Raw genomic sequence first — 25726 nt, 5'->3', positions numbered from 1 at the left:
TCACAGGTCAGAAACTTGGACGAGGCCTTTGCCGCTTGGTTTGCGGTTGTTTTTGCCGTATCGGTGCCGTCAGTTGCCCCAGCCGTGCCGCCTAAGTCAACCGTTTGGCTGGTTACGTTATTTGGCATGGTCGGTTTCCCAGCGGTACAGATCGTTGAAGTCAGTCAGGGTGTCGGGGGCACTGTTCGGCCAGTCGGGAAACGCCACCAGTCCACCCACTGCAATGGCGGCGGCATTGGCGGCGGTGCGTCCGGGATTGCCCTCGGTGCGCCGGTCGTCGTCTCCCGCAATGATAATTTCGATGTTGCAGTGTTCGGCTTTAAGCACAAGCGCCACTGGTTTTAGATTCCCTGCATTCAGCGCGCACGCGACGGTGTAGCCGATTTCGTGAAGCGTTGCGCTCGTGGCCCAGCCTTCACAAATGCACAGCGGCTTGCCTGGCGTGATGCGACCCAGCAGTGAATAGGTGCCCTTCACCCGGCCACCGAACAGGAAGCGCTTACCACCGTCCGGAGCGATCCGTTGCAGGTTGGCCAGCACGCCATCGGCATAAAGCGGCACCAGCAATTCGTCACCACGCTGGCGTAAGCTGTGCGCCCGAACTCCCTTGGCAATTAAATAGGCATGGTCAGGATCGGCGGGGTGGGCATCACGCCACCAGCGTTGAGCAAGGCTCGCGGTTTTGAGCTGGCGCACTTGTTGCTCGGCTTCGCGCTGGCGGCTGGCCTGCTCAATGCGCTGGCGTACCTGTTCGGCTTCACGATAATCAACGGGTGATCGACTGCTCCAAACGCTGGAACCATTGGTTTTCCAACTGCCGAACGCACCGGACGCGATGCTGTCCAGGTACAGCACGTACCAGCCGTTAAGCGTACCGACCTTGTCGTCAGGCACGTGGAAACGATGAATTGCACCGTCTGGCACGGGAAGCCAATCAAGCGGGCCATAGGCTGACTGGAGCACGTCACGGAAAAGGATCGTCGAGTCGGTCATGCGACCCCCTTGGCAGCGTCAGCAAAGGCCCGGCAAACTTGGCCGTTGTTAACGCCGAGCGAGTAGGTGAAGTCGTCGATTGAATCGACTAGGCAAGCAGTCACCATGGTATCGGTGCTGTGCATCACTACACGCCCGCACTCGGCGTCGGTCTCAGTCAAGAATGGCCCTAGCAATGCTTTGGCGACCTTTGGATGGGTGATGTACCAGAGTTCGAGGACTTTCTTCAGGCAAGCCTTCGGCATTCCCGCTTTTTTGCAGGTTGTTTTGATCATTGTGGTTATTCCGTTACGAGGCTTTTGGTGCTACTCGCCCCAGCGTCGTTAGACAGACTGGAGTGCGTCACGAAAAGATTTGCTGAGTCACTCACTGGCCCTCGAAGGATCAACTCGGTCGATTAAGGCCTTAAATTCTTCGATGATTTCCGATAGCCAGCCTGCCCGCCCTGGGCACTTCTCTAGGTCGTGATAATCGCTAAGCTCAGAGTAGGCCTCAATCAGCAGGGCGAAGCTATCGTCGTCAATGGCTGGCGCTGTGGGAGCGCTGACATCGTCGTAATCTCCCTGCGTATTGTTGGTGCTGGCACACGCATATGGATTGCCATTTAAAGGCCTTACGCTACCCATGATGACAACTCCAGATTGTAGTTGATGGACGAGTTACAACCGGGTGTCGTCGTGGCAATCAAGGCGCACGAACTGCGTTTTGTAACGCCGCAGCCGAAATAGGCCACGCTCAGAAAAGGCACCAACAGCGACCAGTTCACTTTGCACCGCCTTGCACTTCCAAGGCGCGAACAATGGTCATGTGGTCGTTGTAGCGCTTGAGTCGAACGGATAGGGATGAGTCGGCGCGAAGTGCGCTCAAGGCCATGCGGCGGTGAGCAAGGGCGCGGATCTTGGACGGATTGAGGCTGAGGATGTGTTGCATGGGTACAGCTCCTTTTGCTGGGGAGCTACCGGCATCACTTGGCGATGATAGGCGGTAGCACTGTGCGGGCCGCCAAGATCGGCGCAAAAGGAAGCCGATAGGGCCGAGGCCCTCCCACACAGCGCCACCATAAAACGCAGACGAAAAAAAACTCCGCGACGATAGGTGGGAGCTTGTGCTCCTTTTACTTTCCGGGCTTGGCGTCCCGTGCGCTGAATTTGCAGCGACGGGCGCACCATACCGATTGTGGGAATGCATGGCAAGAGGCGGGAAGGTCTGGGCGGTGTTCATGGAGATACACCTTTCAGTTCGAGAGGGAGCTTCAGTTGCTCCCTCAAGTGGGCAACGTGCTGCTGCATGCGGGGCTTTTGGTAGCGCCAATGAGCCAACCGCCTACCGCTCTGGCTCGCTTCTTTCCTTGCAGCCTCAAGAGTCTGGTAAGCATGCCCGTATCGGGCTTCGCAGAATGCCGTTATCAGGTCTGCTTTCAGCTCGACCACAACATCACTGTTGCGCGAGAGGGACAGCAGGAAGTAGCACTGATCCTCGTTGAGCAGCACGAACCGTTCCGGCCTACCACCAACAGTACCGGCCCCAGGTTTCTCCGTTTGAAACGGAACAACCCCAAACCGCTCAAACTTGCTGAGGTATCGCTCGATCAGGCCAAGCGTGTTCTTGGGCTTAACGCCCAGTTGCTCGGCCAGTACGCGACTATCCACGCGGGGTTCATTCCTGATGAGAGTCAACCTGACTGGGTTCATTAGGCAATCCTCCGCTGGTGCTTGCTCTGCTGCTCATCGACGAAGGGAATGACGGGAGCGTTCGCGGCGTCGCGTGCTTCGATCTTGGATTGGAGCCACGATTGAATTTCTGACACGACAAAGTAGGCAGCGGCTTGGCGGGTGGTGCTGTCCTTGGTTCCGTCCTTGAGTGGACGCGGAAAGGTTGGGTCTTTTTTGCGGAGCTTATCCAGCCCTGAGCGGGACAAGTCGAGCCAGTTGCAAAGCGCTGTCTGGCGAATCAATGCTTTGTTGGGGGGATCACTAGGATGCATATAGACCTCTCTGTAAGTGAGGCAATGCTCCTACTGGAGGTATCCTCCCCCGCAAGTGTCCCTCTATCCCCTTTTTTCGGAGGGGATACCTCGCGTTAGCTCTAGGATCTCCCAACTGGCACGTAGCCGCTCCCAGGTATTGTCGAAGGATTTTTCCGTGAAAAGATTTCTACGGTTTAGTGCTGCTTTTCTGACATCCGATTTTACCCACGGTAAACCCGGCTGTCGTGGAGGAAGGGCCTTTGGGTTGTAACCGAGATCTATCAGTATCTCGATGACAGCTTGGTCTTGGCGATTTGTCTTTCTTTTGGGCTTTTCCTGTACCTGGAGTGGTTCCGATATGCCAATCGTGGGAATTTTTTCTATGAGGGGAGCGGGTAGCGGGTTACTAAATTCCTCAGTCTTGGATTCAAACTCAAGCAAGTCTCTGGATTGAATAACCCAGTAAGCCGTTTCTGGGAGGGTACGAGTACCAATCATTACTACTTTTCCAGGTACATCGGTGTTGAACACGAAGCCACCCAGAATTTCGCTGCTTTCAAGGTCTCCATTTTTGTTCAGTAGGAGTGTCTCCGGTGTGGATAGCAGGTCGAACTCCCCTTTTATGCCTGGGTATAAGGGGAAAGGTTCTAGGGCAATATGTTCGGGGATCCCGGTGAGTGTTTCGGTTGTTCCTATTGTGGCGGGTATGGGGTAGGGAAAGCGCGCTGCGATTTTTAGACGCCCTTCAAGAGCTAGCCACAATAGATCCGTCTCGGTGACATTCATGTCTGGGCTCTTGTTCAGATACTTTGCGGCATCCGCTAGCGTCAGCCAACGCTTGTACTTTACTAGCCAGCTCAAAGCAGTGGCCTCGCGCACATTTGCACTTTTGAATAAAGCATTAGTATCTCGGTGGATGATTGCGGCTTATCCACTTGACTGACCGAAAGTTTATGCACGTTTTAGCTCAACCACGTTGTTGGCGGCCAGCTTGTCGAGATGATCGGCATACCACTGCATCATGGTCGTGCGCTGAGCCAGGTATTGAGCTTTGTTGTACACCCCGGCAATCCCATCTTTGACGTGCGATAGCTGAGCTTCAATGTGGTTTTCGTCGAAGCCGTGTTCGTTAAGGATCGTGCTGGCGATGTGTCTGAACCCGTGGCCGGTCTGCCGACCTTCGTAGCCAAGTCGGCGTAGGGCCATCAGGAAGACGGTATTGGATCGCGGCTTAGTGGTGTCGCTGCGGCCAGGGAATAGCAGCAAATAAGACCCTGTGAGGCTGTGCAGATCGCGCAGCAGTTCGACGGCTTGGCGTGGTAGGGGAACCACATGCTCACGACGACGCTTCATTCGTTCGGCGGGAACGGTCCACAGACAACCATCTAGATCGAACTCAGACCAGCGGGCCTCGCGCAACTCAGACGGTCGGCAAGCGAGCATAGACAAAAGGTGCAGACCGATACGAACGTCTACCGCACTTGGGTACGCTCTGATCGCTCGCAACAGAGGCGGCAGTTCGTCGATTGAGACATGGGCATAGTTTTCGGCGGGCTTGGTCAGCAGAAATTTGTGCAGGCCTTCAAGCGGGTTGTGAGTGGCGCGTCCGGTAACACGGGCCAGGTCGTAAATTTCCCGACACATGCCGCGTACCCGGCTGGTCTGCTCGATAATGCCGGTCTGCTCCTTGCCGCGCAGGAACTCCATCCACTCCATCGGCAGAATGCCTTGATAGGGGCGCTTACCAAAGACCGGGAACACATGAAGTTCCAAGGCGCCGATGGTCCGGGTTGCCGTGCCGTCACTCCAGCCTTTGCGCTTGTTGGCGTACCACTCGCGAGCCAGATGCTCAAACGTATTGTTGGCGGCTTCAAGCTCTGAGGCCTTTTTTGCTCGCTGAGTTGCAAGCATGCTGCCATCTTTTGCTGTGCCGTCGCGCAATTCTGCTGCCTTTTGGCGCGCCTGCTCGCCGGTTAACTGGTGGCTACCCTTACCGTAACCTCCCAATCCTAACCAAGACCATTTGCCATCGGCTTTTTTGTAGCGCAGCTCCCAAGACTTCTGTCCGGTCGGCTTAACGCGCAGATAAAGACCGGCACCATCCAGCTCCCGGTAGGTACTGGCCTCGGGCTCAAGGCTGGCCAAGGTGGTATCTGCCATCGGACGGCGCTTTATCTCCGAACGTTTCACTGTGTATGCCTCAGTTTCAAATATTCAGCGAGCATACAAGGAGGCATACACAGAGCGCAATGCTGTACGGGGGCATTCAGATACACCCAGACACAAGAAAGCCCGCACGGGGCGGGCTTCTTGGGGTGTTTCCAGCCATGTGGGAACATGTGGAAACGTGCATTTGGTGGAGCCGGGGGGATTAAATATTTGTATCTAAGTTACTGTTTTAAAATGCATTTTTGTTTGTATTCTGCGTAAGTGCCCCCATAAGTGCCCCCGCGCACATATTTTCGATGAACGGCTATTTGAGGAGTTGAACTGGCGTCCTGAATTATCGTTCTGCGACAAGGCGGAGCTAGCCAGTCACCGGCGGGCATTAGATGGTGTCGGTCGTGCACAGCATGGTATCGGTTATCTGGCGACCAGGGTTTGATCCTAGCCCAGGCCGGGGCGCTGGGTAGCTCGGGCCACGCAATTGGGTTTTTTCCGCGGTCGCGCACCATGGGCTCATCTAGGACGTCTGAGCTGAGGTGCGGTATGAAACACTCGATGGTTACCTGTCAAAACTGTGGCAAAGCGATGGTTCCGAGAGCGACATATAGCCGTGGCTTCTGGGGCTATTCGCCTTCGTCGAATCACTGTCCCTTTTGCCTGAGTGAGAATTGGCATGGCGGAAATCCGGGGTTAGGGACTCGGCTATTTGCGTTAATTGGCCTGGCTCTAGGTGTTCTGGCCTGTGTGTTGATGGGAGCGTTTCTGTTCAAAGTGCAGTGGTGGCTGGGCGTTGAAGGACAATGGCCTCTATTGAGCCTAACCACATGCGCAGTGTCAGTTATCGCGGGGTATCGATTTTACAACTGGTTTGTAGATTTCTGACTAATTCGCCCAGTCTAGGGGGCTATAGATCGCCAGTCATCAGTAGCTCTCTCAGTATGCTGAGATTTTTCCTGATTTCAGCTTCTACCTTTCCAGAATAATCAAGTGCCTCAAGCGTATTCTTTGTTTGGTTCATTGCCTCTGCTATTATATCAATGGCAGTTTTTCTTGATGCTGCCATATTTTCTAGAGTCTGTTCCCCTGCATTTAGCATTGTTACGATATCTTGTTTGCTTAACTTATCATAATTCACGTTACGGAGTTGCTCTAGTATCAACTCTTGATCCGACATATATGGTCCTCTTTATTATTATCGATTTGTTGTTTATGATAATATTAATTATTTCATTGTTCCAGAAAAAAACAGCTGGGATAGTGTATCATAAAAAATATATTTCGAGCGAATGGGGAAAGTCGGTCGAGCCATGCGCATAACCAATCCATGGCATTGGACGCACAGTATATCGTTACCGGTGGATAAATGAATTAACCGCTCAATCCACTAGGTTGCGACGACGCAATCAGTTCGTGGACGGTGCGGTTTATCTATTACCCCCTCTAGATAAATGAGCAGGGACAAACTTCGCCACCCAAGATAGCACTTTTTCTACCGGCATGGGTTTCGCAATACCATAGCCTTGCGCTACATCACAACCTAGGTTCATCAGCAACACTTCGTGCTCAACCGTTTCCACCCCTTCAGCAATAACCTCGCGGTTAAACGATTTCGCTAGGCCGATGATCGCCTTAGTCAGCCCCAAGCTGTCTTTATCGATGAGTATGTCGCGTATAAAAGATTTGTCTATCTTGATTGACTGCGTGGGCAGTTGTTTAAGGTAGCTCAGCGATGAATACCCGGTTCCAAAGTCGTCCAACGAAAATGTCACACCCAGATCCTGGCAAGCAATGAGGCACTGAGTGACATGTGATAAGTGCTCTATCACCACTGATTCGGTAATCTCAATATCCAACATCTGCGGCAAAACATTAGGGTGGCTGTCCAGCAAAAACTTTAGGGACTTTACAAGGTTTTCTTTTTTGAAATGTATTGCTGCAATGTTTACACTCACAGACCACGAATGACCCAAGTCCGCCCATTGTTCTATTTGACTGAGCGCCTGATCTATGACCCACTCGCCGATCTCCACGATCAGATCGCTCTGCTCAATCAACGGTATAAAATACTGCGGTAATATAAGTCCATCTCGCGGATGCTGCCAACGCAATAGTGCTTCAAAACCAATCACTGCCCCACTGCTCAAACTTATTTTTGGTTGATAATGCAAGCATAACTCACCATCATGTAACGCTTGGCGAACCCGTATTACGGTATCAAAAGCTGATTTATCCATCTTATCTTTTGATACATCAAACAAATGGAAACAGTTACGGCCACTTTGTTTGGCCTTATACATAGCCTGATCGGCATGACGTAGCAGTGTATCGGCATTCTTATTATCGTTTGGATAGAGCGTCACACCGATACTGGCGGAAATATTAATGCCTATGCCATCGATGATGTAGACGGCGGAAAGGGCAGCTAAAAGCCTCTGCAGGGCGCTTTCCAACACCTTGGGATCCCGCACACCCAAAATCAGCACGAACTCATCGCCTCCCAAACGGGCTACGGTATCTTCGATACGCATACTATGTTTCAGGCGATCAGCCACCGCCACTAACAGACGATCACCTATCTCGTGGCCATAGCGGTCGTTAATCTGCTTAAACCCATCGAGATCAAGCACGCCCACGGCAACCGTGCTGGGCTGGCTCTTTGCTTTGACAATAGCCTGATCAAGCGCTTTGGACAGCAAAAAACGATTTGGAAGACCCGTCAGCTCGTCGTGCTCAGCCTGCCATTGCAAGGTTTCCAGAAACTTCCGCTTTTCGGTCACATCGAAACGAATGGAAACGTATTTCTGCACCCGCTGGCTGGCATCATCGTACATGGGTACAATGGTGCTCTCTACCCAATACAGGCTGCCATCCTTTTTACGGTTGCAAATTTCACCTTTCCATACCTGCCCACGTGAAACTTTTTTCCACATATCAATAAAGAACTCAGGGGGATGCTGCCCTGAGTTTAGTATGCGGTGGTTTTGCCCAATCAATTCCTGTGCGCTATAGCCAGAAATATCACAGAACTGTTCATTGACATAGGTGATTATTCCGGTTTTATCGGTTTCCGAGAAAATAGCTGCCGCATCCACCGCTGCACGGTATCTTGCACTCATATATAAACCTAATTCACCAAAATAATCATAAGGTCACTACCTGTTGAACCGTTCAACCAACGAGTTTAAACCACGGGATGTACTTTCAAGTTCGCGGCCACGAATCACGGCGGAGTTAGCATTCTTCGCTGTTCTCTCAACCGTTCCCGCTACGTTATTAATCTGCCGAGCAATATCTTCAGCGACACTAGCCTGCTCTTCTGAAGCGGCTGCCATTTGCTGGCTCATACCACTGATCCGTTCAACAGCATCGCGAATGCCTTGGAGAGCACACTGCGCCTCTATAACTTGCTGTACACCGTGGTCGGCCTCGCGAATACCGAGTTTGGCAATGCTCACAGCCTCATCTGCGCCTTTTTTAAGGGTTTCAATGACGTTTTGAATTTGTTGAGTCGATACGCGGGTTTTAGCGGCCAAGGCCCGGACTTCATCAGCTACTACCGCAAAACCACGACCCTGCTCACCAGCCCTAGCCGCTTCAATTGCAGCGTTGAGAGCGAGTAGGTTGGTTTGATCAGCAATGGCTTGAATCACCCCCGCAGCAGCCATAATTTGCTGGGTTTCATTGGCAAGGTAATCCACAGCAGTGCTGATATTCGTGACGGTACTGGCCAGCAACTGAATGGCCTCACGGGAAGTACCGGCGACTTTATCACCTTGTTCAGCCAGTTCATTTGCTGCTTGCGCTTCCATGGCGGTTTTTTGAACATGCCCTGCCACTTCGTTGATTGAGGCCGCCATCTCCGTCATGGCGGCTGCCGTCATGTCCGTTTCCGCTCGCTGCTCCAGCAAGGCATTTTCAGTTTGGTTCGAGAGTAAGGAGGAATGCGCAGCGGCTTCAGCCACTTGGCTGGCCAGATCGCTTAGCCGAGTCAGTGCGGTTTTAAGGCGTGCATCCTCACTAATCAATATCATTTCCAACTGCGCTGAAGGGCCATACGTATCGCTGTAAGTGATGGCGCTAATCGGATCTGAAAAAGCGTCAGGGGCGCATTTCATGATATGACTCAACTGATGTTCCAGCCGCGTATAGGACCACCATCCTGTAACGAGAAAGAGCACGGCAGTTACCGCTTGTGCTGCCAGGCTTGGCAGCACGCTAGCCGCACCTATTGCCAACGCAGCCGCAGTTGCAGGTAAGACCATCCTCCTCATGAATGCCGCATAATGACGATTTTGGGGAATGGAATTTTTACCTGCACGCAACCGGTCATACAGCTTTTGTGCGCGATCAATTTGCTCCCGAGTCGGCTTGACTCTAACGGACTCGTAGCCTGTTAAGCGGCCATCTTCGAGAATAGGTGTCACATACGCACTGACCCAATAGAAGTCACCATTCTTGCAGCGATTCTTGATGATACCCATCCAGCTTTTGCCAGCCTTCAGATAGCCCCACATCAGCCCGAAAACAGCTGGAGGCATGTCGGGATGACGAACCAAATTGTGCGGACTGCCCAACAACTCTTCACGAGAATAGCCACTTATTCTCATAAACTCGTCATTCACATAGGAAATATTCCCATTCGTATCCGTAGCAGAGATCAATCGCTGCTGGACTGGAAATATTTGTTCAACGGTTGTGACAGGCAGGTTCGAGCGCAAGATGAGTCTCCATGAGCAATAATGGCATTATGCCATAAGGCGCGACTAACGGGTCATGCGAAATAAAGGGAAATCACAGAGCACTGAGATGTTTGTACGCTAAGCCATGGTTCTCAGCTGCAACCATTATCTGACACTGGTGACTTCGGTTGAAGTCCCCCTGCCAGTGCGAATTAGGTTTTGTACGAAAAGTCGTTGTGGCTAAAATTGCCGCCATGACCGGTTGGAGGCCCGTATGGCAAGGCGTTACGAACTTTCTGATGCGTCATGGGAGCTGATCAAGGATTTGGTTTCTCCAGAACAGAAAATGGGCCGTCCTCGCAACGATGATCGTCAGGTTCTCCACGGAATTCTGTGGATCCTGTGCTCGGGCGCTCCCTGGCGCGACCTGCCTGAACGCTTTGGGCCTTGGTCAACGGTGTATCAGCGTTTTCGTGACTGGCGCGACGACGGCACATTCGAGCGAGTACTGGAGCGTCTGCATATTCGGCTGAACCGGGAAGGACTGATCGACTTGGACACCTGGATGATCGACTCCACCGCAGTACGAGCAACCCGAGCCTCTTCAGGCGCCGGGAAAAAGGGGGGCCTGAAGAACCGTTAGACCATGCCTTCGGGCGCAGTCGAGGCGGTCTGACCACCAAGATTCACATGGTGTGCGATGCCAATGGCGTGCCATTGCATTTCAGGCTTTCACCAGGACAAGCCAGTGATGTCTCCCACGCTCAGCCGCTGCTGGATGCTGTAAGAATTGCTGGCAAGCCAGGACGACCGCGTAAACGTAGCCGGTGGTTGCTGGCTGACAAGGGATACGATGCCGAGCACCTGCGCCAGTACTGCCACCGTTACCGAATGCAGCCGGTAATCCCATTGCGCGCTATGCCGCGCAAACCTCGACCTGGCTTGCCCCGACTGTTTGACCGGCCCAAATACCGGCAACGGAACATCATTGAGCGGATGTTTGGCTGGCTGAAAGAAAATCGCAGGATCGGCACTCGCTATGACAAGCTGGCCAAGAGCTTTGCAGCCATGGTCACCTTGGCCTGCAGCCTACGTTGCATGCGGCAATACTTTTCGTACAAAGCCTAGATTATGGGCTTTGTTGCATGAGGGTCCTGCAGTTGACAGCGCACCTCCTCCTGGAGCAGAAGTGTCAGGCTCTGTGGCATCCCCGGCAGCAAACAGTTCCCAGAAAGCAATTCCGAGCCAGGCAGAGCCAGCTATTACGCCAGCAGTGATAGGTGTTGAGATGCCCGTCATTTCCGGCTGGTACACGTTCTGCCCTACCGCGGCTGACCAAGGTAGCCCAAAACTTCTGGATCTCCTTTATGACGTGCGAGCGAATGCCGGCAAAGTGGCCTTCTTCGACATACAGGTGGACATCGACTGCGTGTTGGGTAGGCAGCCGGACTATGATGCTGCGTTCAGTAGGCTCGAGGACGCGGACGAGGTAATTTACCTCTTGCGCGTGCCCCTAGTAATGGACGGCGATCCTGTCACGCCCCGGCAATGGATTAGCGGCAAGCGCGATCCCTCCGTTCTGCGTACCATGTATAGCGACAATGGTTCCGCGATAGCGATACACAATGGGAACGACAGTCGTAATCCCCTGTCACGTTTCCAGCCCCATGTTGAGGGAAGCAACGACATCCTCTTCGGGCCCTATGCGATAAAGGAAAGCTCCGACGACGATGCCATCACGTTCGATCTGAACGCTTCGTTTCTTGACAGTGCCGCTCTGCAGCAGGCGACCATTATCGCGGAAGAACTCCGTGCTACCCGTGCGCTGCCTACGACTTTGCATTCGCCAGTCGGGAAAGGCGGGTCATAACCGTTTTTGTTTTGCGCAACTGCCATTCTGCTTGTGGTTGGGAATGTTTGCGAACCAACACCGCAATGTTCGAAGCGCGAGCGGTAAAGATCCGGCTTGGGGCGGAAGCCGTCGATCAGAAGGATCAGCTCTTGGCCATTGCCTGCTTATCGTCACTTTGGCATTCGTTGATTCTGTTCAATCTCGAGCCAGGGCATCCGTCGTCGTCTGTTGTGCATCCTTTGCACGTAATGTTGCTGTACGTCTGCAATGTCGTCATCTGCCGCCCATCTAACGCGCGGCAGAGCGGCAGCGGTGCATTGCCAACTCCGCTTCCGTAAATTTCTGACGGTAAAATCGCCTGAAAGCGAATTTTTGATACCGGATGAGATGCCACCATTTGGGCTCTAGAAGCAGTTGGAGCCTTGGCCATGAGCAAAGAACCGCAAGCGATAGTCGCCTTGCTGGATCAGCAATATGAGCAGTTGTTGGTGGACGCGAGACGCCTGGTAACAAGCTATGTGGATGCGTCCATGAAGCTGTACAAAAAGACTGGGGCCAGATCTGTTGTAGCTGCCGTGTCAATCAAGCAAACGAGCCCGAATGCGTACTCGATCTACTGGTGCAAACTGGTGCCACTGCATGGGCAAAAAAACAAATTCGCGCCCCTTACTATTGCCAAGGGCAATGGCAAACACAAATACCCGGCTTCCTCGTTCGAGTTTGTTAAATACCCTTACCGCCGCCTGGTTTTGCAGGTTGAGGAGCGTCTTGCTGAGATTCGTAGCATTGCCAGCGAGAATCGTCAGCTGCGTCGGACGTTGGTCGCTTATGAAAAGAAACTGTCTAGATACCAAGCGCTTGATCATGGCGGTCTCTATTCGGGAGAGTAGAGGCTGAGTGCCTATAAGCAGTGCCGAACGGATCTGAACCGATTTTAGCGTCCGAAAGCCCCGTGCAGCATGGTCTGACGGGGCTTTCTTGTATCAGCAGTGAATTCCTGTGCGACATGTTGCAGCGCTTGAGTAGGTTACGGGCTATAAGCAGTGTAGTGCGCTAAATCTACTCGCTGCCAGCCAGCAGGCCAGTGCATGCGGGGTTCACAGGCTATATTTGCTATTAGCAGTGATGCGTACGTCCAAGGCTGCTGGCCAACTGCGATCTGTATTAGCAGTGAGAGGCTTCACTTTCATAAAATAAACATTGGTAGGTGCTGGTCTAGCTGGTACCTGTGTCGCGCAGCGGATGGCGGCGGTGATGCGCTACCCTTCACTGCATCGCTGCTGTTCGAATGCAATGCGGTTCATTACGCAGATGGGGATGGGGTAGCCCTGGATGTGGGTCGTGAGAGCCTCGCTGCCGGCGATCACCATGATGCAGGAGAGGCCTCTGCGGAAGCGCATTCCTCGTCCCGAGTAATTGCGCGGGATGATCTCCCATGATTCGTCGTCGTAGTAAAAACCAACGATTTCTGACCAGTGCGATTGGACGCCCGCGCCCATGATGCCTACTGGTGTCAGGCAGAAAATTTCTACCTGGGTTTCCTGCCCAAGAGGTACGGCGTAAACCCGACCGTTTGGTGCAATGGGTGGGAAGTACTGCCCGTTACCGAGGTGGCGAAATTCCATGGTGGTGCTCCGGATAGATGAGGTCGCTAGACACTCTCCGGTAGTTTTAGGAAAACCCAAGATCAGATGTTGCCTGCGAGTCGGCGCACGGGTTATGGCGTACCGGGCAAGCTAATTCGCCACATCGAGAAGCGAGCATGCCGTTGATCTAAGCGCTTCGGCGCTCCGGTCATTTTCGCATTGACGCGGCAACTGACTACCCAGCCAAGGTCATCGCTGATCTCATGGACTTGGGTGGCAAATATTGCGTATCGCAGTAGTGATGCCTTGCAGGTGGATTCGGGTAGGCGCCCGCTGCCGATGAAAAGGCAGCGGACAGTTTGTTACAGGTATCTGGTCATACCGCTGAAGACTCAATCGTCGCCACGCTTCTTGTCCAGATACGCTGCGACCATGTAGCCAACAGCACCTGTGATGGTGAGCGCACTGATGACCGCAAGTACCGCATATACCAACAATTCAAAACGATCCACGCCCTGACTCCTTTGACTCGAGGTAAGCCAAGTTTAAGGGCGTCTGATCTAATCCCAAATCTGCTGCGTAGTGCCTTAGCGGCTGGTACCGGCTGCTTCCTTCAGTAGGGTGGCTCGGGCACCGACGTATGCATCAGTTTCCCAGATACGCAAATTTCCGAGCTCGTAGGCGACGTGATCCCGCGCCTCTAGATCCTCGTCGTGGGGAGCGTTTCCCCCAAGAATCGGAGCTTTATGATCGGCCCATTGTTCGTAGAGCTCGCAGGCATACGCTGAGCGGCAATCATCAAAATTTAACCCATGAGCAAGCAAAAGCTCCTTAGCTGCAGGTAGGCTGTTTTGCCGCCATATCCGCCATGCTTCTTGTCTTGGATGGTGACAGTGCCGCACACCTTGAACTGCCGAGGCCGTTTCCAAAACGGCGATCTGCTTGCCCCCTGAGATATTAATTTTGCGGTGATCGTATGGATCTTCGCTGCCGTTACTTACCGAATGATATCCGTCTGCTTTGGCGTCATTCAGAGCTATTCGGGCATCGAAGAAAAACGCTTCACGCAGCGAAATGCCCAGATACCGCACTAACATAATCACCACCGCCAGGTGCTCAGAGAGGCGAGTTTGAACGTCTTCTACAGCTGCCTCGAACCTCGCTTGATCAAGGCTGCGCGGGACGGTAATCCGTGCATGGTTAGGAAAGCCAATACGGTCGCCAACGTCAGCTGTCGCGACTTTCCAGCCACCATCGGTTGCAAGGGCCATTACTGAATACACGGTCTCAAGCAAGTTCGCCGCGCCTTGCTGCGAGAGATTCCCGTGGTACACCTGGATACAGAGTTCTTCGCCGTATTGCCGCACCAGTTTTTTATTGACGAGCTCCAGGATGTCCACCTCATGAGACTCCTTGGCGTAAATACTAAACTGGGCCCACTGCTGGTCGTGGATCATTGCCTCGTGTTGGCTGAGGAGGCCGCGCCGGACTGCCTCCCTGAGGATCGCCGAACCGGCCTTGCTCAAGTCCCGGTCAAAATGTAGGTGGAAACTCTGCTTCATGGTCATTCCTCCAATCAGCTCAGGTGCTGAGCTGCTGTAGGGAATGTTGAGGAAGAAAAAATATCCTGTGGTTCGTTTTCGGTCGCTTTCAGCACCTGAAATTGACGAGCGCATCCGTCCCGTAAACGGTCGTTTACGGCACACATATTCCAGCTGATCTTTTGGACTTGGGATTTACCGCTTTCCTGTCACTTTTCCTGTACCGAAATCAGTGAGAGAAAAACGTATGGGAAAGCGGATTGGATATGCCCGAGTGTCGACTGATGATCAGAACCTCGACCTGCAGCGAGATGCACTTGCTCTGGCTGGGTGCTCAACAGTCTACGAGGAGACCATGAGCGGCAAGTCGGCGGACAGGCCGGAGCTGGGGCATTGCCTTAAAGCTCTGCGTAATGGTGACACTCTGGTTGTCTGGCGACTGGACCGCCTCGGTCGCTCTTTGCCTGACTTGGTTGGGATTGTCAGTAGCTTGGAGCAGGAAGAGGTGGCTTTCGAATCCATAACTGAACGAATCGAAACCACCAGCGCTGCCGGCAAGCTAATCTTTCACGTGTTCGCTGCCCTGGCTGAGTTTGAGCGCAACCTCATTCGAGAACGAACTCGTGCAGGACTGGCTGCGGCTCGTGCCCGTGGGAGAAAAGGTGGACGCAAGCCTGCGCTGGATGATCGTCAGGTGCGTGAGATACGGGCTCTTCTCAGAGATCCTGAGATACAGGTAACCGATGTTGCCCGACGGTATGGCGTTTCTCGAACAACGCTTTACCGCTACGTCGGTTCGCCAAAATCATCTGCGGTCGTTTAAGTGGTGGTGGTATTTTCCGCTGAAGTTGCCCAGATAATTTTGGGCGCTATGACCTAGCAGGCAAGTGAAGGATGTCTCCGGCGTACTACGTGTGCCGGACTACCACTGAATAAATAGGGAGTTTTCATGTCGACGCTTTTTTCTGTGAAGAGATGCGTTGGTACCTTGCTGTTGGTTGCGCTGGTTGGTTGCTCCAGTACCCCGAAGGTCACGTTGCCAGAACCAAAAGATGTTCCTCGCGAGAAATGGTCCGATGCCATGCTGGTTCTGGAAGCCATGCGCATCGATGGTCAGCGCGATATTCCAAGTGAAATGGTTGGGAATGAAGCAGATAACCTGAGCGCGCCGCGGTCTTCGGGAGGCTCTGGAGGTCTAGCGACGGCAGGTTTGGGATACGTGTCACCTCCAACTGGTTTTAGCAGCGCAGGGGCAGCCTCTCTTGGCGTCGGGTTGTTCTTGCTGGGTGGTGGCAGCGCTGGCCCTGTCTATCATTACCAGGTTGCTGCGTGGGTGCCTGAGGAACTCGCGTCTAACCCAAAGGAGGCATCTGCGTTGGTCAGGTCGGCCTGGCTTGATGCGAGAGAAAAATACTTCGGTGGGAAAATCTCAAAGTTGCGTCATGAGCCGGCTAAGTACGCTGACGGATCAGGCAAGAAATACGACAGGCTTGCAGATTTGGCTGCTGGGAACCCTGCACCGTTCGACGCTCCGGCGAGCGCTGCGCCAGCATTCATTTCGGCCGAGAAAGCCTACGGCCCGATTTTCCTGACCGATCCCTCAGGCGAACTATTTGCTGACGCTAGCAGAGCTGATAAGGACGGCATGGATGCGCTGGCGGGTATTGCTCGTCACCTGACCGAATGGATGTATGCATACTATCCTGGACGGAATTGGCCTAAGGACTTCCGACCTGCCGCTATTTACAACAAGAACGGCAATCTCTATTTCATTGGGAAGTAGTTCGTGGTCGACCTGCGCGCCTGGCGTGCCGGGGTTTTATCTGCGGAATCAGTCATGCTGACTCTCTCGCGAGTCGAAGGCGTTCAATAAAAACGAAGATGCTCAACACAAGTATTGAGCACCTTCGACGTGCGTTGAGCGCCTTCAGGGAGCGGTGGGAAGCTCCCATGCCCATCCGCCCTGCATACCTGTTTTGTGTGAACGTATACCTAGCTGTTTCTGGGCTCTGCGAAGTGACGCCGAAGAAATGCAACGTTCTTCAGCTAAAGCCATCAACGCATTGATTGCAACAGGCCCAGCTTGCAACGTCTCCTCAAGAAAGCTGCGCGCTTCTTGAGTAGCTGATGCGGGTCTGGCATCACCCGTTTGCTCGATAGCAGCGAGAATGGCTTCAGCGCTACCGTCGATGGCCTCTCCCCATCGGATGCAGGTTGTCTCCAGCTGCTCGTCTATAACGATGGGCTCAACGAAATACTCGATTCCTCCGTTATCAATCGAAACGTTGGACTTGGCTCGGACAAGCACCCTGGCTTCTGAATTTTGATCCTTCTCTGCCACCAGTACAGTGCGAGCGAGCGCGGAGAATGCCTGGCTGCCGATTACACGATTAGCGGCGGAAGACTGGGCCGTACCTTTGTTCAGGTGAGATATGCCGAGGACAGCGCAACAATGCCGCTCTGCAAAATCCACTACCATTTGTAGCCCTTGCCGAACCTCGTTTGCTCGGTGCATATCCCCACGAATAAGATTGATCAGTGGATCGAAAATCAGCAATGAAACGCCGTCAATCCGTGCGGCTGCCTCATTCAAAAGGGCAAAGTTGGCTGCAGGATCAAACTGTCGCCTGTTCCCACGCTGATCACTTAGCCCTTCGATTATGTGCACGCGGGTTAGGTCTGCATCTGCAGCCGTAAGGCGGGGAATGATCGTGTCAGCGATACCATCCTCGCCGCTCCAGATTACGATGTTGCCTGGTGCCTCACATTTGCTGCCGTCTGGCCAGTCACCACCTCTGCTGAGCGTGGCGGCCAGCGAGATTGCCAGCGTGGTTTTGCCGCATCCACCTGCGCCGGCAAGAATGGATAACTTTGCCTTTGGCAGCCAGCCTGGCCAAATCCACTGGATTTTTTCCGCTGGAATATCGACCGCTGCTGTGAGTTCTATCATCCAGCCCGGTTGTTGAGGTGTTCGGCGCTGCATTACAGCGCCTCCCTTTGCCGAATCCAAGCCTGGACTTCGCTATTACGCCAACCGACGCTGGAGCCGCACAAAAGGCGCTGTCGCGGGAAAAGGCCTTCCGATATTTTCCGATAGATCGTTGAACGTTTTAGGCCGACGATTGCTTCGACATCGCGCAAACGAAGAATCTTGTCATCGTCGCCGACGTCGTCAAAGTTGCTAACGTGCATTGCCATAGGTTTTGAGTCCTAGGTTCTGGAGCGTGGAGCAGCGTCCTCCGGCACTACTGCTAAAAAGGGTAAAAAGACGGATATCGGCTGGCTATATAGCGAGCAGGGGCATTTGCCACACGCATAGGTATATGCGCGTTTCCGAGATTTATGGTCGGTAGCGTCGGAGGTCGTTGTGGGCTACAGAAGTTCTAGGGCACTAAGGCTTCTAGGAGCAGAACGGACTGCGAGTGTTCTGACCAGATACGCAAATCAGCCAATGCCAGCTGATGCGGCCCGTTCAGCGGATGCGAACGAGGCGAAAGTTTTTTAACGTCGTTACCAGAGCGACGTGGCGGACCGTTGCGGATCGATAGGGATCGCTTGGGACGGGCAATTTTTAACATGAGAGTGCCGGGCTGGCAATCAGCAGATGCTCTGCCTTGGTTGGGAAAGGGTGGCCCAACCAAGGCAGTAGTTGACTGAATGCTTAGCGTTCTATCGGACTCAACTAGTCATCTGTGCCGATATCGAGTTTGGGCAGCGCCTTGACGATTTTCTGGGTTTCCAAGCTGACGGTGACCACGCGCTGGAACAGCTCCAGAGGGTACTTGGGGTTGCCCATGGTTTCCACGGCCCAGTCATTGGCGTCGTTGACGATACCGCTGGCTTTGTCGGTTCGAACAGCCTGGCGTTCCATCACCCAGTCCAGCGCCGCCTTGCCGTTGATCACGTAATCCCATGCCGCTTCGGGGATGCCCTTGAGCGTGATGCGGTGGTTGTAGATGACTGTGGTCTTGTCACCTTTCTTGGCGAACTTCATCTTCTCCACGCGGTAATCCGCGTCGGTGAGCGGGCCTTTGGCTTCGATGGTCAGCGGGTACGGCTCGACGGTTTCGTAGTTCAGGTGGAGGTCAGCCAGAGTGCGGCCAGCTTTGCTGAAGGCCCAGAGGTCGGCAGCCTTCTTCACTGCCGGAATGCGCGGCAGTTCCTTGCTGAGGTTGTCGGCAAAACGCTCGCGGTAGTCCGGCGAATGGAGAACGCCGTAGACGTAGTAGAAAAGATCTTCCTTGCTAATCAGCTCGCCTGGGTAGGCCGTGTGAAAGTGAGCCAGACCAGCGTCGGTGATGGCTTCGCGGCGGCGCAGGCCGCTTTCAGCTTGCTCGGCAAACAGATCGTCTTCTGAGGTTTGGGCTGCCTCGTCGTAGAGGAAGAGCGGGAAGCCTTGACCAGTCTGTAGCAGGTGAAGGTCAGGGACTTGGTTGCAAATCAGGACCGAGAATCCTCGCTGAGTTCCGGGAGAGTTCAAATAGATAACCTTATTGGCTGCTCCTCCACCTGGGAAAATCTTAGGTATTTGGTAAACCATTTCATTAAGCTTTCTGTTGAAGTACATCCATTGCTTGGTGAATGGCCTGTACATTGACTGAGTCAAGCTTTCCGGAAGAAACTCGATTCGGCTAGTCTTGCAGAGCTCTGCCTTTAGTGATCTCGTCCAGCTGATATCTGTTGGGTCAGTGTTGATGATTGATTCAATCACATCTGCAAGTGATTTCTTGTCCAGGGCAGGGTATGTAGCAATAGTCTTTGCTACATCGCTGTTGTAAGAACTGATCATGTGACGCATGTTTTCTGCAACCGCAGTCCCAGAGCTGTTGTAGCACCAAGCATCTCGGTTGGTAATGACTCCATGAGAGTAGTTGTCAAACAATACGGTGGCTGTAGGGTCTTTTTTATCCCCTAAGGTAATGAACCCCCCAAAGCTGCTATCCCGCTTCTTCAACCAGTCTCCATGGGCGTCCGGGGTGAGAGTCTGCCAGCCTTGTGATTTAGAGATGCCAGCCACGCTGGCCAGGCTACTTATGCGTTCCAGCTTTTCTTCCTTGCTCAGGTAGTCGCCAATATCGTGGAAGTAAATAGCGCCTTGCTGACAAGCTTTTGGGTTCTTGACCAAAAGGGAAATGGAAATTGGCGCGCGGCTGCCGCTGCCAAAAATTTTGCCGCCTTCTTTACGGGACGTCTCGCCTACAGTGCGTTGATTGCCGCGTAGGTGGAAAATATACAAACTGGAAAACTCTTCTACCAGACAATTGCGTAGTCCATCGAATGTGTTTGTTTCAATGAAGGCGGCATTTGTAACAAAGCCAATTATCCCGCTATCTCCAATGCGGTCACTAGCCCAACGAATGGCGCGAATATAGCTATCATATAGCCCCTTAGATAGAACCGCCTTGGAGCGTGCCGCATATGTGCCGCGAATGCGGCTATCCAAATGTGGATACTCGACGTTATCGTTGTTGTCATTTTCGCTTTTTTGGCCAACTGAGTACGGCGGGTTGCCAATGATGACGCGGATATCCAACTCCTTCTGGCGCTTACGCCGGGCGCTGTTGTCCTCCAATAGGACATCCACCAGATCGTCTTTCTCGTACATTTGAAAGGTATCGGTCAGACAGATACCTTCAAACGGTGCGTACTCGTCGAGCACTTCGCCGTGGTAAGCAGCTTCGATATTGATGGCAGCTATGTAGTAGGCCAGCAGTACCAGCTCGTTAGCGTGGATCTCGTGCCGGTACTTGTGCGGCAACTCTTCTGGCTTGATCAGGCCTGACTGAATCAGGCGGGTGATAAACGTGCCCGTGCCAGTAAAGGGGTCAATGATGTGAACACCCTTGCTGCCAAGGGTTTGGCCGAACTCCTGTTGCAGCAGGTGGTTGACGCTGTGGAGGATGAAGTCCACCACCTCGACCGGGGTGTAGACGATGCCCAAGCGCTCGGTCATCTTGGGGAAAGCGTTACGGAAGAACTTGTCGTACAGCTCGACGATGATCTTCTGCTTACCCTGTGCGTTGTTGATACCAGCCGCACGTTGACGCACGCTGGCGTAGAACTTCTCCAGGGTGTCGACTTCCTTGGCCAGGTGATGTTCATGAAGCGCGTCCAGTACCTCTTGCATGGCCTTGGACATGGGGTTGTGGCTGGCGAAGCTGTATTCATCGAACAGCGCATCGAACACGGGCTTGGTTACCAGATGCTGGGCAAGCATTTCGACGATCTCGCCATCTGTAATGCTGTCGTTGAGATCATCTCGCAGCTCAGCGGCGAAGGTCTCGAAAGTCGCTCTCTCCTGAGTGTATTCAGGATTCTCCAAAATGCCCTGGATGCGGTCGATGTGGGTACGGGCGATCTTGGCGATGTCGTTGGCCCAGTCTTCCCAGTGATGGCGGTTGCCGCACTTGTCGACGATTTTGGCGTAGATGGCCTTCTCGATTTCCCCCACCTCATAGGCCAGCTCCGCCTGCTGGGTCATCTGGCCTTCGACATCGTATTTAGCGCGTTTCTCACCAATGCCGTACTGGCCTTTGCCTGCCTGGCCGTTGCTGGTGCCGCTAGTTTTCCTGGCCTTTTTATCGGCCTTGTCGGTGATGGCGATGACTTCCATCTTGCGCGGGTCAGAGCCGATCAGGTCGAGCTTGTTGACCATGGCGTCGAAGCTGTCGTCGTGCGAACGCAGTGCCTGAAGCACCTGCCAGACCACTTTGTAGGTCTGGTTGTCATTAAGCGCTTCGTGGGGCTCCATGCCGGCCGGAATGACCACGGGCAGCACCACGTAGCCGCGTTTTTTACCCGGTGCGTTGCGCATCACCCGGCCCACCGATTGCACAACGTCGACCTGGGAATTGCGCGGGGTGAGGAAGAGCACGGCGTCAAGCGCCGGTACGTCCACTCCTTCAGACAGGCAGCGCACGTTGCTGAGGATGCGGCAGGTATTGGCTGGCGGTTCCTCTTTGAGCCAGTTGAGTTTGGCTTCCTTAGCACTAGCATTCATGCCGCCATCGACGTGTGCGGCTTCGCAGATAATGCGTGAGGCCTCATCGATGTTTTCTGACTCCTGATAAGCCTCCACCACCGACTGGAACATGCTGGCGATGTTGATCGAGCTGACCTTGTGCTTGGTGCCCTTGTAGTTGGGCGAGATGACCTGGCAGAAAGCTACGGCGCGCTTCATGGGCTGATCATCACCCACCAGGTTTTCGGCTAGTCCCTGCTTGGCCAGCGCTTTCCAGCAGCCGACTATCTTGGCGGCATCGTCTACCTTGAGCTGGTTATTCTCGTCCTTCAGCATCTCCTGAAGGCGCCGGCTGATGGTGCTCTCCTCGACGGTGAGTACCAGCACCTTGTAATCGGTGAGCAGGCCCCGCTGAACGGCCTCGGAGAAGTTGATGACGAACAGCTCTTTGCCGTAGAGCGCTTCGTCATCCATCGAGCACAGGGTGACTTCACCGGACTCGGCCTTGAGCTTGGCGTTGTCACCGTAGATGCGCGGCGTGGCGGTCATGTACAGACGTTTGGTGGCGCGGATGTAGTCGGCATCGTGAACGCGCACAAAGTTGCTTTCGTCATCGTCGCCAAAGGTGGCGCCCGTGGTGCGGTGCGCTTCGTCGCAGATCACCAGATCGAAAGCGGCCAGGCCATGATCAGCCTGGGCACGGCTGATCACGTCGATGGAGTGATAGGTGGAGAACACCACGCTCATGTGCTCGACATCATGGCGCTTGAGCATTTCCGCTGCAAGGCGATCCGCCTGGGTGGTAGCCGGGTAGCGCAGCTCGTGGGTGAACACCTGAACCGCGTCATCCTCTGCTTTGCGCTTCTTGCCTACGTCACTGTCGGAGCAGACGGCAAAGCTGTGGAGCGGGGTGGTACTTTCCTGCGTCCATTCGGTAAGGGTCTGCGATAGCAGCGACAGGCTGGGCACCAAGAACAGTACGCGCTTACCCTTACCGGCCTGCTGCTCGGCAATCTTCAGGCTGGTGAAGGTCTTGCCGGTGCCGCAAGCCATGATCAGCTTGCCGCGCTCGGCATCCTTGAGGCCGGCGGCTACGGCGTTTAATGCGGTCTGTTGGTGATCGCGAAGCTGCTTCTTGGCCTTGAGGGCGACTGCCTGATTGGGTTGATACTTGGCCCAGTCAATTTGGCTGTCTTCCAAGGCTTGTAAGTCGATCTTACTGACTGGGGGCTGCTGGCCTTGAAGCGCATCCTCGGCGTGCTCGCTCCAGTTGTTAGTGGTGGTAACGATGACGCGGTGCGAGAATGGCGTTTTGCCCGAGGCGGTAAAGAAACTGTCGATGTCTTTCTTCTGGACTTTGTAGTCCTCGGCATACAGCTTGCACTGGATAGCGTGGTATTGGCCGGTGCCCTGGGTGCGAGCCACTAAATCAATGCCAGCATCTTTGCCGCTGAGTCCTTGCTCCTTGGCCCATTGCGCATATGTCCATACCTTTTCGTACAGGTCGCGGTAGGTGGCTTCGTTGCGCAGATAAGTGCAAACCAGCTCTTCGAAGTAAGTACCTTTTTCGCGTTCGGTGACAGAAGCGCTGCGGTAGGTAGTGAGCAAGGCTGATAAGGCTGACATCGGCAGGAATTCCTTTTGAACTATGCGTGGCGCATTGCAGACGCCAAATCCGCGCAGTTTAGCAATTCAGCCCGTACTCATGCGAAGCGATGGTGCTTGTGCTGGTTTCAAGGGGGCCGGCTGATGGCGCGAGCGCGCATTCAGTTTTTTATCGAGTCCAAATAATCGGCCCATGTCTGCATCATTTCGCGGCGCTCCGGCAAGAAGGTGGTTCGATCGTACGCACGTCCCAGCGGATTTTTTACCGTGTGAGCAAGCTGATGCTCCAGGAGATCGGGGCGAAATCCTAGCACCTCCGCACCTATGGTTCTCGCTGTCGCACGAAAGCCGTGCCCAGTCATTTCGTCGCCGCTGATGTCCATGCGGCGTAATGCGCTGAGTACGGCATTGTTGGACATCGGCCGGTCGCCTCCTCGTGCCGAGGGGAAGGCGTACCGATGTCTGCCGGTGAGTGGTTTCAGCTCGCGCAGAACCGCGACTGCTTGTTGGCTGAGAGGAACCAAATGATCCGGCCGATCCTGTTTGGTGGCAGTAAGCCCTTTCATCTTGTGACCAGGAATCAACCATTCGCCCGTATCCAGATTGACCTCCGACCACTCCATGTGACGCAGGTCTCCGGGTCGGCAGAACAGCAACGGAGCCAGTTTTAAGGCACAACAAACAGGCATCGTTCCGCTATAGCTATCCAGCGCTTTAAGTAGAGCGCCGAGCTTTTCAGGGTCGGTCACGGCAGCAAAGTGTTTCACCCGCTTGGCTGGGAGCGTACGTGAGAGATTCCCAATCTGGTTGGGTGGGGTGATGCCGGCAGCTTCGGCGAACTCGAAAATTTGCTTGTAGATCTGAGCAACACGACGTGCTGTCTCGCGCGCGCCGCGCTTGATGATGCGCTGGAGGTTTTCTACCAGCATGGGCGTGCTGATGCTGCTGATCGGGAGTTTTCCCAGCCAGGGGAAGGCATTGAGCTCAAGGCGCTGCCGCACTGTGCGGGTGTATTCCGGATCCCAGGATGACTCGCGAACACTCAGCCACTGCGCGGCAACCGACTCAAAGGTGTGCTGGTGATCCAGCTGGCTGACCACCTTGGCCATGCGTCTTTGCAGTGAAGGGTCTTGGCCGCTGGCGAGCTGGACACGAGCATCATCACGTTTTCGCCGCGCCTCCTGCAGGCCGACCTCTGGGTAAACGCCAAGAGCCAGGCGTTTTTCCTTTCCCAGAAAGCGGTACTTCAAGCGCCAGTAACGGCCTCCTTTGGGCTGCACCTCAAGGTACAAACCTTGTTCGTCGTACAGGCGGTACGGCTTGTCCTGTGGCTTGGCGTTGCGGCAGTTTGTGTCTTTCAGGGGCATTGGGGGCACATCCTCTCCGAGCGAGCAGATGAGCGTTTTATGCCCCCATATATGCCCCCGTCAACCGTGGGATGCCCTGGGATTAGGTGGGAAAACGCGGGCAAGAAAAAAGCCGTAAAGCTTTGATTTCTCTAGGCTTTACGGCTTTTCTGGGTCTTCCTGGGAAGACAAATTGGTGGAGCCGGGGGGATTTGAACCCCCGTCCGCCAGTACTCCGCTGTCGGTACTACATGCTTAGCCGTATCTATTAAGTTAACCCTCAGCGACCCGAAGGGCAGGGTGCTTTGGGCGAGTTGTGTAAGTTTTAGCCGATTCGTCCACAACGTACTGCACGGCGATCCTGTTCTATATGACAATCACTTCAGGTTTACAGGCATCCCCTAGTGATTGCTGGACCCGAAGGTACCAGGAGGATGGCTAAGGCAGCTTACGCTGCGAGAGCTTGACCCTCGTAGGTTTCGTCATTGGCAACTATAAGTAGTTGCAACAGTGGATTTACGAGTTCTGTTACCAACTCGGCATGCACCTAGAGTTTCGCAACCGGCGTCGAATCCTAAACGGCCCCGATGCTTGCTGTGTATCCAGCAAGCCTGCGGAGTCTACGCCTTTCTGGCGCAGAAGGCCAACCCAAAGGGGTTACTCACCACCTTTGTTGTTGTTGGAGATGTCCTGGAGCACTTGGGTAGTCAGTGAAATGCAGGCTTGAGTGCCTTCTTTCGTGCCTTTGGATTGTTCTTCCTTGGCCTGGGCTACGGTGCTGTCGATGTTGTCTTGTAAGTCGGAGCTGATTTCTCCAGAGCTGGCTACAGCATCATTGATCTTTTGCAGGTTGATCTGGCAAAGGTCATCTGCCGCAAACACCGGGGAAGCCAACATCACAGCGGAAATAAACAGACCAGCAAGAGCGGTACGCTTCATGGGGAAAACTCCTTGTGCACAGGGTAGGCCCGGTGTTTCCAGGCTCGGTTATATGCCCCAAAGATTGGGGCCTTAAGCCAATTGACTATAGC

General features: G+C 53.9%; 22 protein-coding genes, 1 other RNA gene and 1 pseudogene. 5 read left to right on the top strand and 19 right to left on the bottom strand.

Translation table 11 applies throughout. The annotated features are described in order from the left end of the window. Positions 1 to 117: 117 nt before the first annotated feature. The 11 genes and pseudogenes from AC19YQ_RS11435 to AC19YQ_RS11385 form a co-directional block, all read right to left on the bottom strand. Complete coding sequence (locus AC19YQ_RS11435; RefSeq protein ID WP_500595145.1) at positions 118 to 993, bottom strand: toprim domain-containing protein; 876 nt, start codon at positions 991 to 993, stop codon at positions 118 to 120. Then, positions 990 to 1268 carry a hypothetical protein gene (locus tag AC19YQ_RS11430; protein WP_500595144.1) on the bottom strand — a complete coding sequence of 93 codons (279 nt, stop codon included), beginning with the start codon at positions 1266 to 1268 and terminating at the stop codon, positions 990 to 992. Before AC19YQ_RS11430 ends, AC19YQ_RS11435 begins: the two co-directional genes overlap by 4 nt. A gap of 487 nt (positions 1269 to 1755) precedes the next feature. After that, a complete protein-coding gene (locus AC19YQ_RS11425) occupies positions 1756 to 1923 on the bottom strand; it encodes a hypothetical protein (RefSeq protein WP_178110288.1) in 168 nt (55 codons plus the stop codon). Between the two features lie 287 nt (positions 1924 to 2210). Continuing rightward, a complete protein-coding gene (locus AC19YQ_RS11420; RefSeq protein WP_500595143.1) occupies positions 2211 to 2642 on the bottom strand; it encodes a Rha family transcriptional regulator in 432 nt (143 codons plus the stop codon). Between the two features lie 41 nt (positions 2643 to 2683). Beyond that, positions 2684 to 2977: a helix-turn-helix transcriptional regulator gene (locus tag AC19YQ_RS11415; RefSeq protein WP_500595142.1), complete on the bottom strand. Its 294-nt coding sequence runs from the start codon at positions 2975 to 2977 to the stop codon at positions 2684 to 2686. 63 nt (positions 2978 to 3040) lie between these two features. Continuing rightward, positions 3041 to 3745, bottom strand: coding sequence for a hypothetical protein (locus tag AC19YQ_RS11410; protein ID WP_500595141.1), 705 nt, complete (start codon positions 3743 to 3745; stop codon positions 3041 to 3043). A 165-nt stretch (positions 3746 to 3910) separates the two neighbouring features. Further along, positions 3911 to 5149: a tyrosine-type recombinase/integrase gene (locus AC19YQ_RS11405; protein WP_500595140.1), complete on the bottom strand. Its 1239-nt coding sequence runs from the start codon at positions 5147 to 5149 to the stop codon at positions 3911 to 3913. A gap of 880 nt (positions 5150 to 6029) precedes the next feature. Next, positions 6030 to 6299 (bottom strand): hypothetical protein, encoded by a 270-nt coding sequence (locus AC19YQ_RS11400; RefSeq protein ID WP_012274344.1) that lies wholly within the window; start codon positions 6297 to 6299, stop codon positions 6030 to 6032. A 250-nt stretch (positions 6300 to 6549) separates the two neighbouring features. Next, entirely contained in the window at positions 6550 to 8241 is a 1692-nt protein-coding gene (locus tag AC19YQ_RS11395) for a putative bifunctional diguanylate cyclase/phosphodiesterase (protein WP_500595138.1), read from the bottom strand. A 36-nt stretch (positions 8242 to 8277) separates the two neighbouring features. Continuing rightward, the gene (locus AC19YQ_RS11390; protein WP_371105869.1) at positions 8278 to 9387 is read right to left on the bottom strand and encodes a methyl-accepting chemotaxis protein; all 1110 of its coding nucleotides are present in this window, start codon (positions 9385 to 9387) and stop codon (positions 8278 to 8280) included. Between the two features lie 177 nt (positions 9388 to 9564). Then, positions 9565 to 9732 (bottom strand): annotated as a pseudogene (locus AC19YQ_RS11385) (PAS domain-containing protein); the annotation flags it as partial. A gap of 346 nt (positions 9733 to 10078) precedes the next feature. Between AC19YQ_RS11385 and AC19YQ_RS11380 the strand changes: the two are divergent. The 3 genes from AC19YQ_RS11380 to mobI all read left to right on the top strand — a co-directional run bounded on the left by AC19YQ_RS11380 (position 10079) and on the right by mobI (position 12546). Beyond that, positions 10079 to 10932, top strand: a protein-coding gene (locus tag AC19YQ_RS11380; protein WP_095024594.1) for an IS5 family transposase whose coding sequence is annotated in 2 segments (ribosomal slippage) — positions 10079 to 10432 and positions 10435 to 10932 — 852 coding nt in all. Because the reading frame shifts where the segments join, the coding sequence is not laid out codon by codon here. Between the two features lie 160 nt (positions 10933 to 11092). Then, positions 11093 to 11674: a hypothetical protein gene (locus AC19YQ_RS11375; RefSeq protein ID WP_017735520.1), complete on the top strand. Its 582-nt coding sequence runs from the start codon at positions 11093 to 11095 to the stop codon at positions 11672 to 11674. A 410-nt stretch (positions 11675 to 12084) separates the two neighbouring features. Then, positions 12085 to 12546 carry a conjugative transfer protein MobI(A/C) gene (gene mobI / locus AC19YQ_RS11370; protein ID WP_014754508.1) on the top strand — a complete coding sequence of 154 codons (462 nt, stop codon included), beginning with the start codon at positions 12085 to 12087 and terminating at the stop codon, positions 12544 to 12546. Between the two features lie 369 nt (positions 12547 to 12915). Here mobI and AC19YQ_RS11365 read toward each other — a convergent pair whose 3' ends face one another. Further along, positions 12916 to 13281, bottom strand: coding sequence for a hypothetical protein (locus tag AC19YQ_RS11365; protein WP_017735521.1), 366 nt, complete (start codon positions 13279 to 13281; stop codon positions 12916 to 12918). A gap of 548 nt (positions 13282 to 13829) precedes the next feature. Beyond that, positions 13830 to 14918: an integrase gene (locus tag AC19YQ_RS11360; RefSeq protein WP_242551694.1), complete on the bottom strand. Its 1089-nt coding sequence runs from the start codon at positions 14916 to 14918 to the stop codon at positions 13830 to 13832. Positions 14919 to 15030: 112 nt separating this feature from the next. Between AC19YQ_RS11360 and AC19YQ_RS11355 the strand changes: the two genes are divergently transcribed. Together AC19YQ_RS11355 and AC19YQ_RS11350 are read left to right on the top strand one after the other, a co-directional pair. Further along, a complete protein-coding gene (locus AC19YQ_RS11355) occupies positions 15031 to 15606 on the top strand; it encodes a recombinase family protein (RefSeq protein ID WP_056789451.1) in 576 nt (191 codons plus the stop codon). A 126-nt stretch (positions 15607 to 15732) separates the two neighbouring features. Beyond that, on the top strand, positions 15733 to 16566 hold the full coding sequence (locus AC19YQ_RS11350; protein WP_236710135.1) for a hypothetical protein: 834 nt from the start codon (positions 15733 to 15735) through the stop codon (positions 16564 to 16566). Between the two features lie 144 nt (positions 16567 to 16710). On the opposite strand, the gene AC19YQ_RS11345 is transcribed toward AC19YQ_RS11350, so the two are convergent. From AC19YQ_RS11345 to AC19YQ_RS11320, 6 genes are all read right to left on the bottom strand, one after another. After that, the gene (locus tag AC19YQ_RS11345) at positions 16711 to 17766 is read right to left on the bottom strand and encodes an AAA family ATPase (RefSeq protein ID WP_056789448.1); all 1056 of its coding nucleotides are present in this window, start codon (positions 17764 to 17766) and stop codon (positions 16711 to 16713) included. Beyond that, the gene (locus AC19YQ_RS11340) at positions 17766 to 17981 is read right to left on the bottom strand and encodes a helix-turn-helix transcriptional regulator (RefSeq protein WP_034133699.1); all 216 of its coding nucleotides are present in this window, start codon (positions 17979 to 17981) and stop codon (positions 17766 to 17768) included. Before AC19YQ_RS11340 ends, AC19YQ_RS11345 begins: the two co-directional genes overlap by 1 nt. 484 nt (positions 17982 to 18465) lie before the next feature. Next, positions 18466 to 23370 carry a DEAD/DEAH box helicase gene (locus AC19YQ_RS11335; protein ID WP_056789444.1) on the bottom strand — a complete coding sequence of 1635 codons (4905 nt, stop codon included), beginning with the start codon at positions 23368 to 23370 and terminating at the stop codon, positions 18466 to 18468. 140 nt (positions 23371 to 23510) lie between these two features. After that, positions 23511 to 24716, bottom strand: coding sequence for a tyrosine-type recombinase/integrase (locus AC19YQ_RS11330; protein WP_056789441.1), 1206 nt, complete (start codon positions 24714 to 24716; stop codon positions 23511 to 23513). A 173-nt stretch (positions 24717 to 24889) separates the two neighbouring features. Then, positions 24890 to 25281, bottom strand: a transfer-messenger RNA (tmRNA) gene (ssrA, locus tag AC19YQ_RS11325). A gap of 71 nt (positions 25282 to 25352) precedes the next feature. Then, a complete protein-coding gene (locus tag AC19YQ_RS11320; protein ID WP_133078319.1) occupies positions 25353 to 25634 on the bottom strand; it encodes a PA2433 domain-containing protein in 282 nt (93 codons plus the stop codon). Between the last annotated feature and the right edge of the window lie 92 nt (positions 25635 to 25726).

Source organism: Pseudomonas sp. MF06569, assembly GCF_059862735.1.
This window is presented reverse-complemented; position numbering and strand designations above follow the sequence as displayed.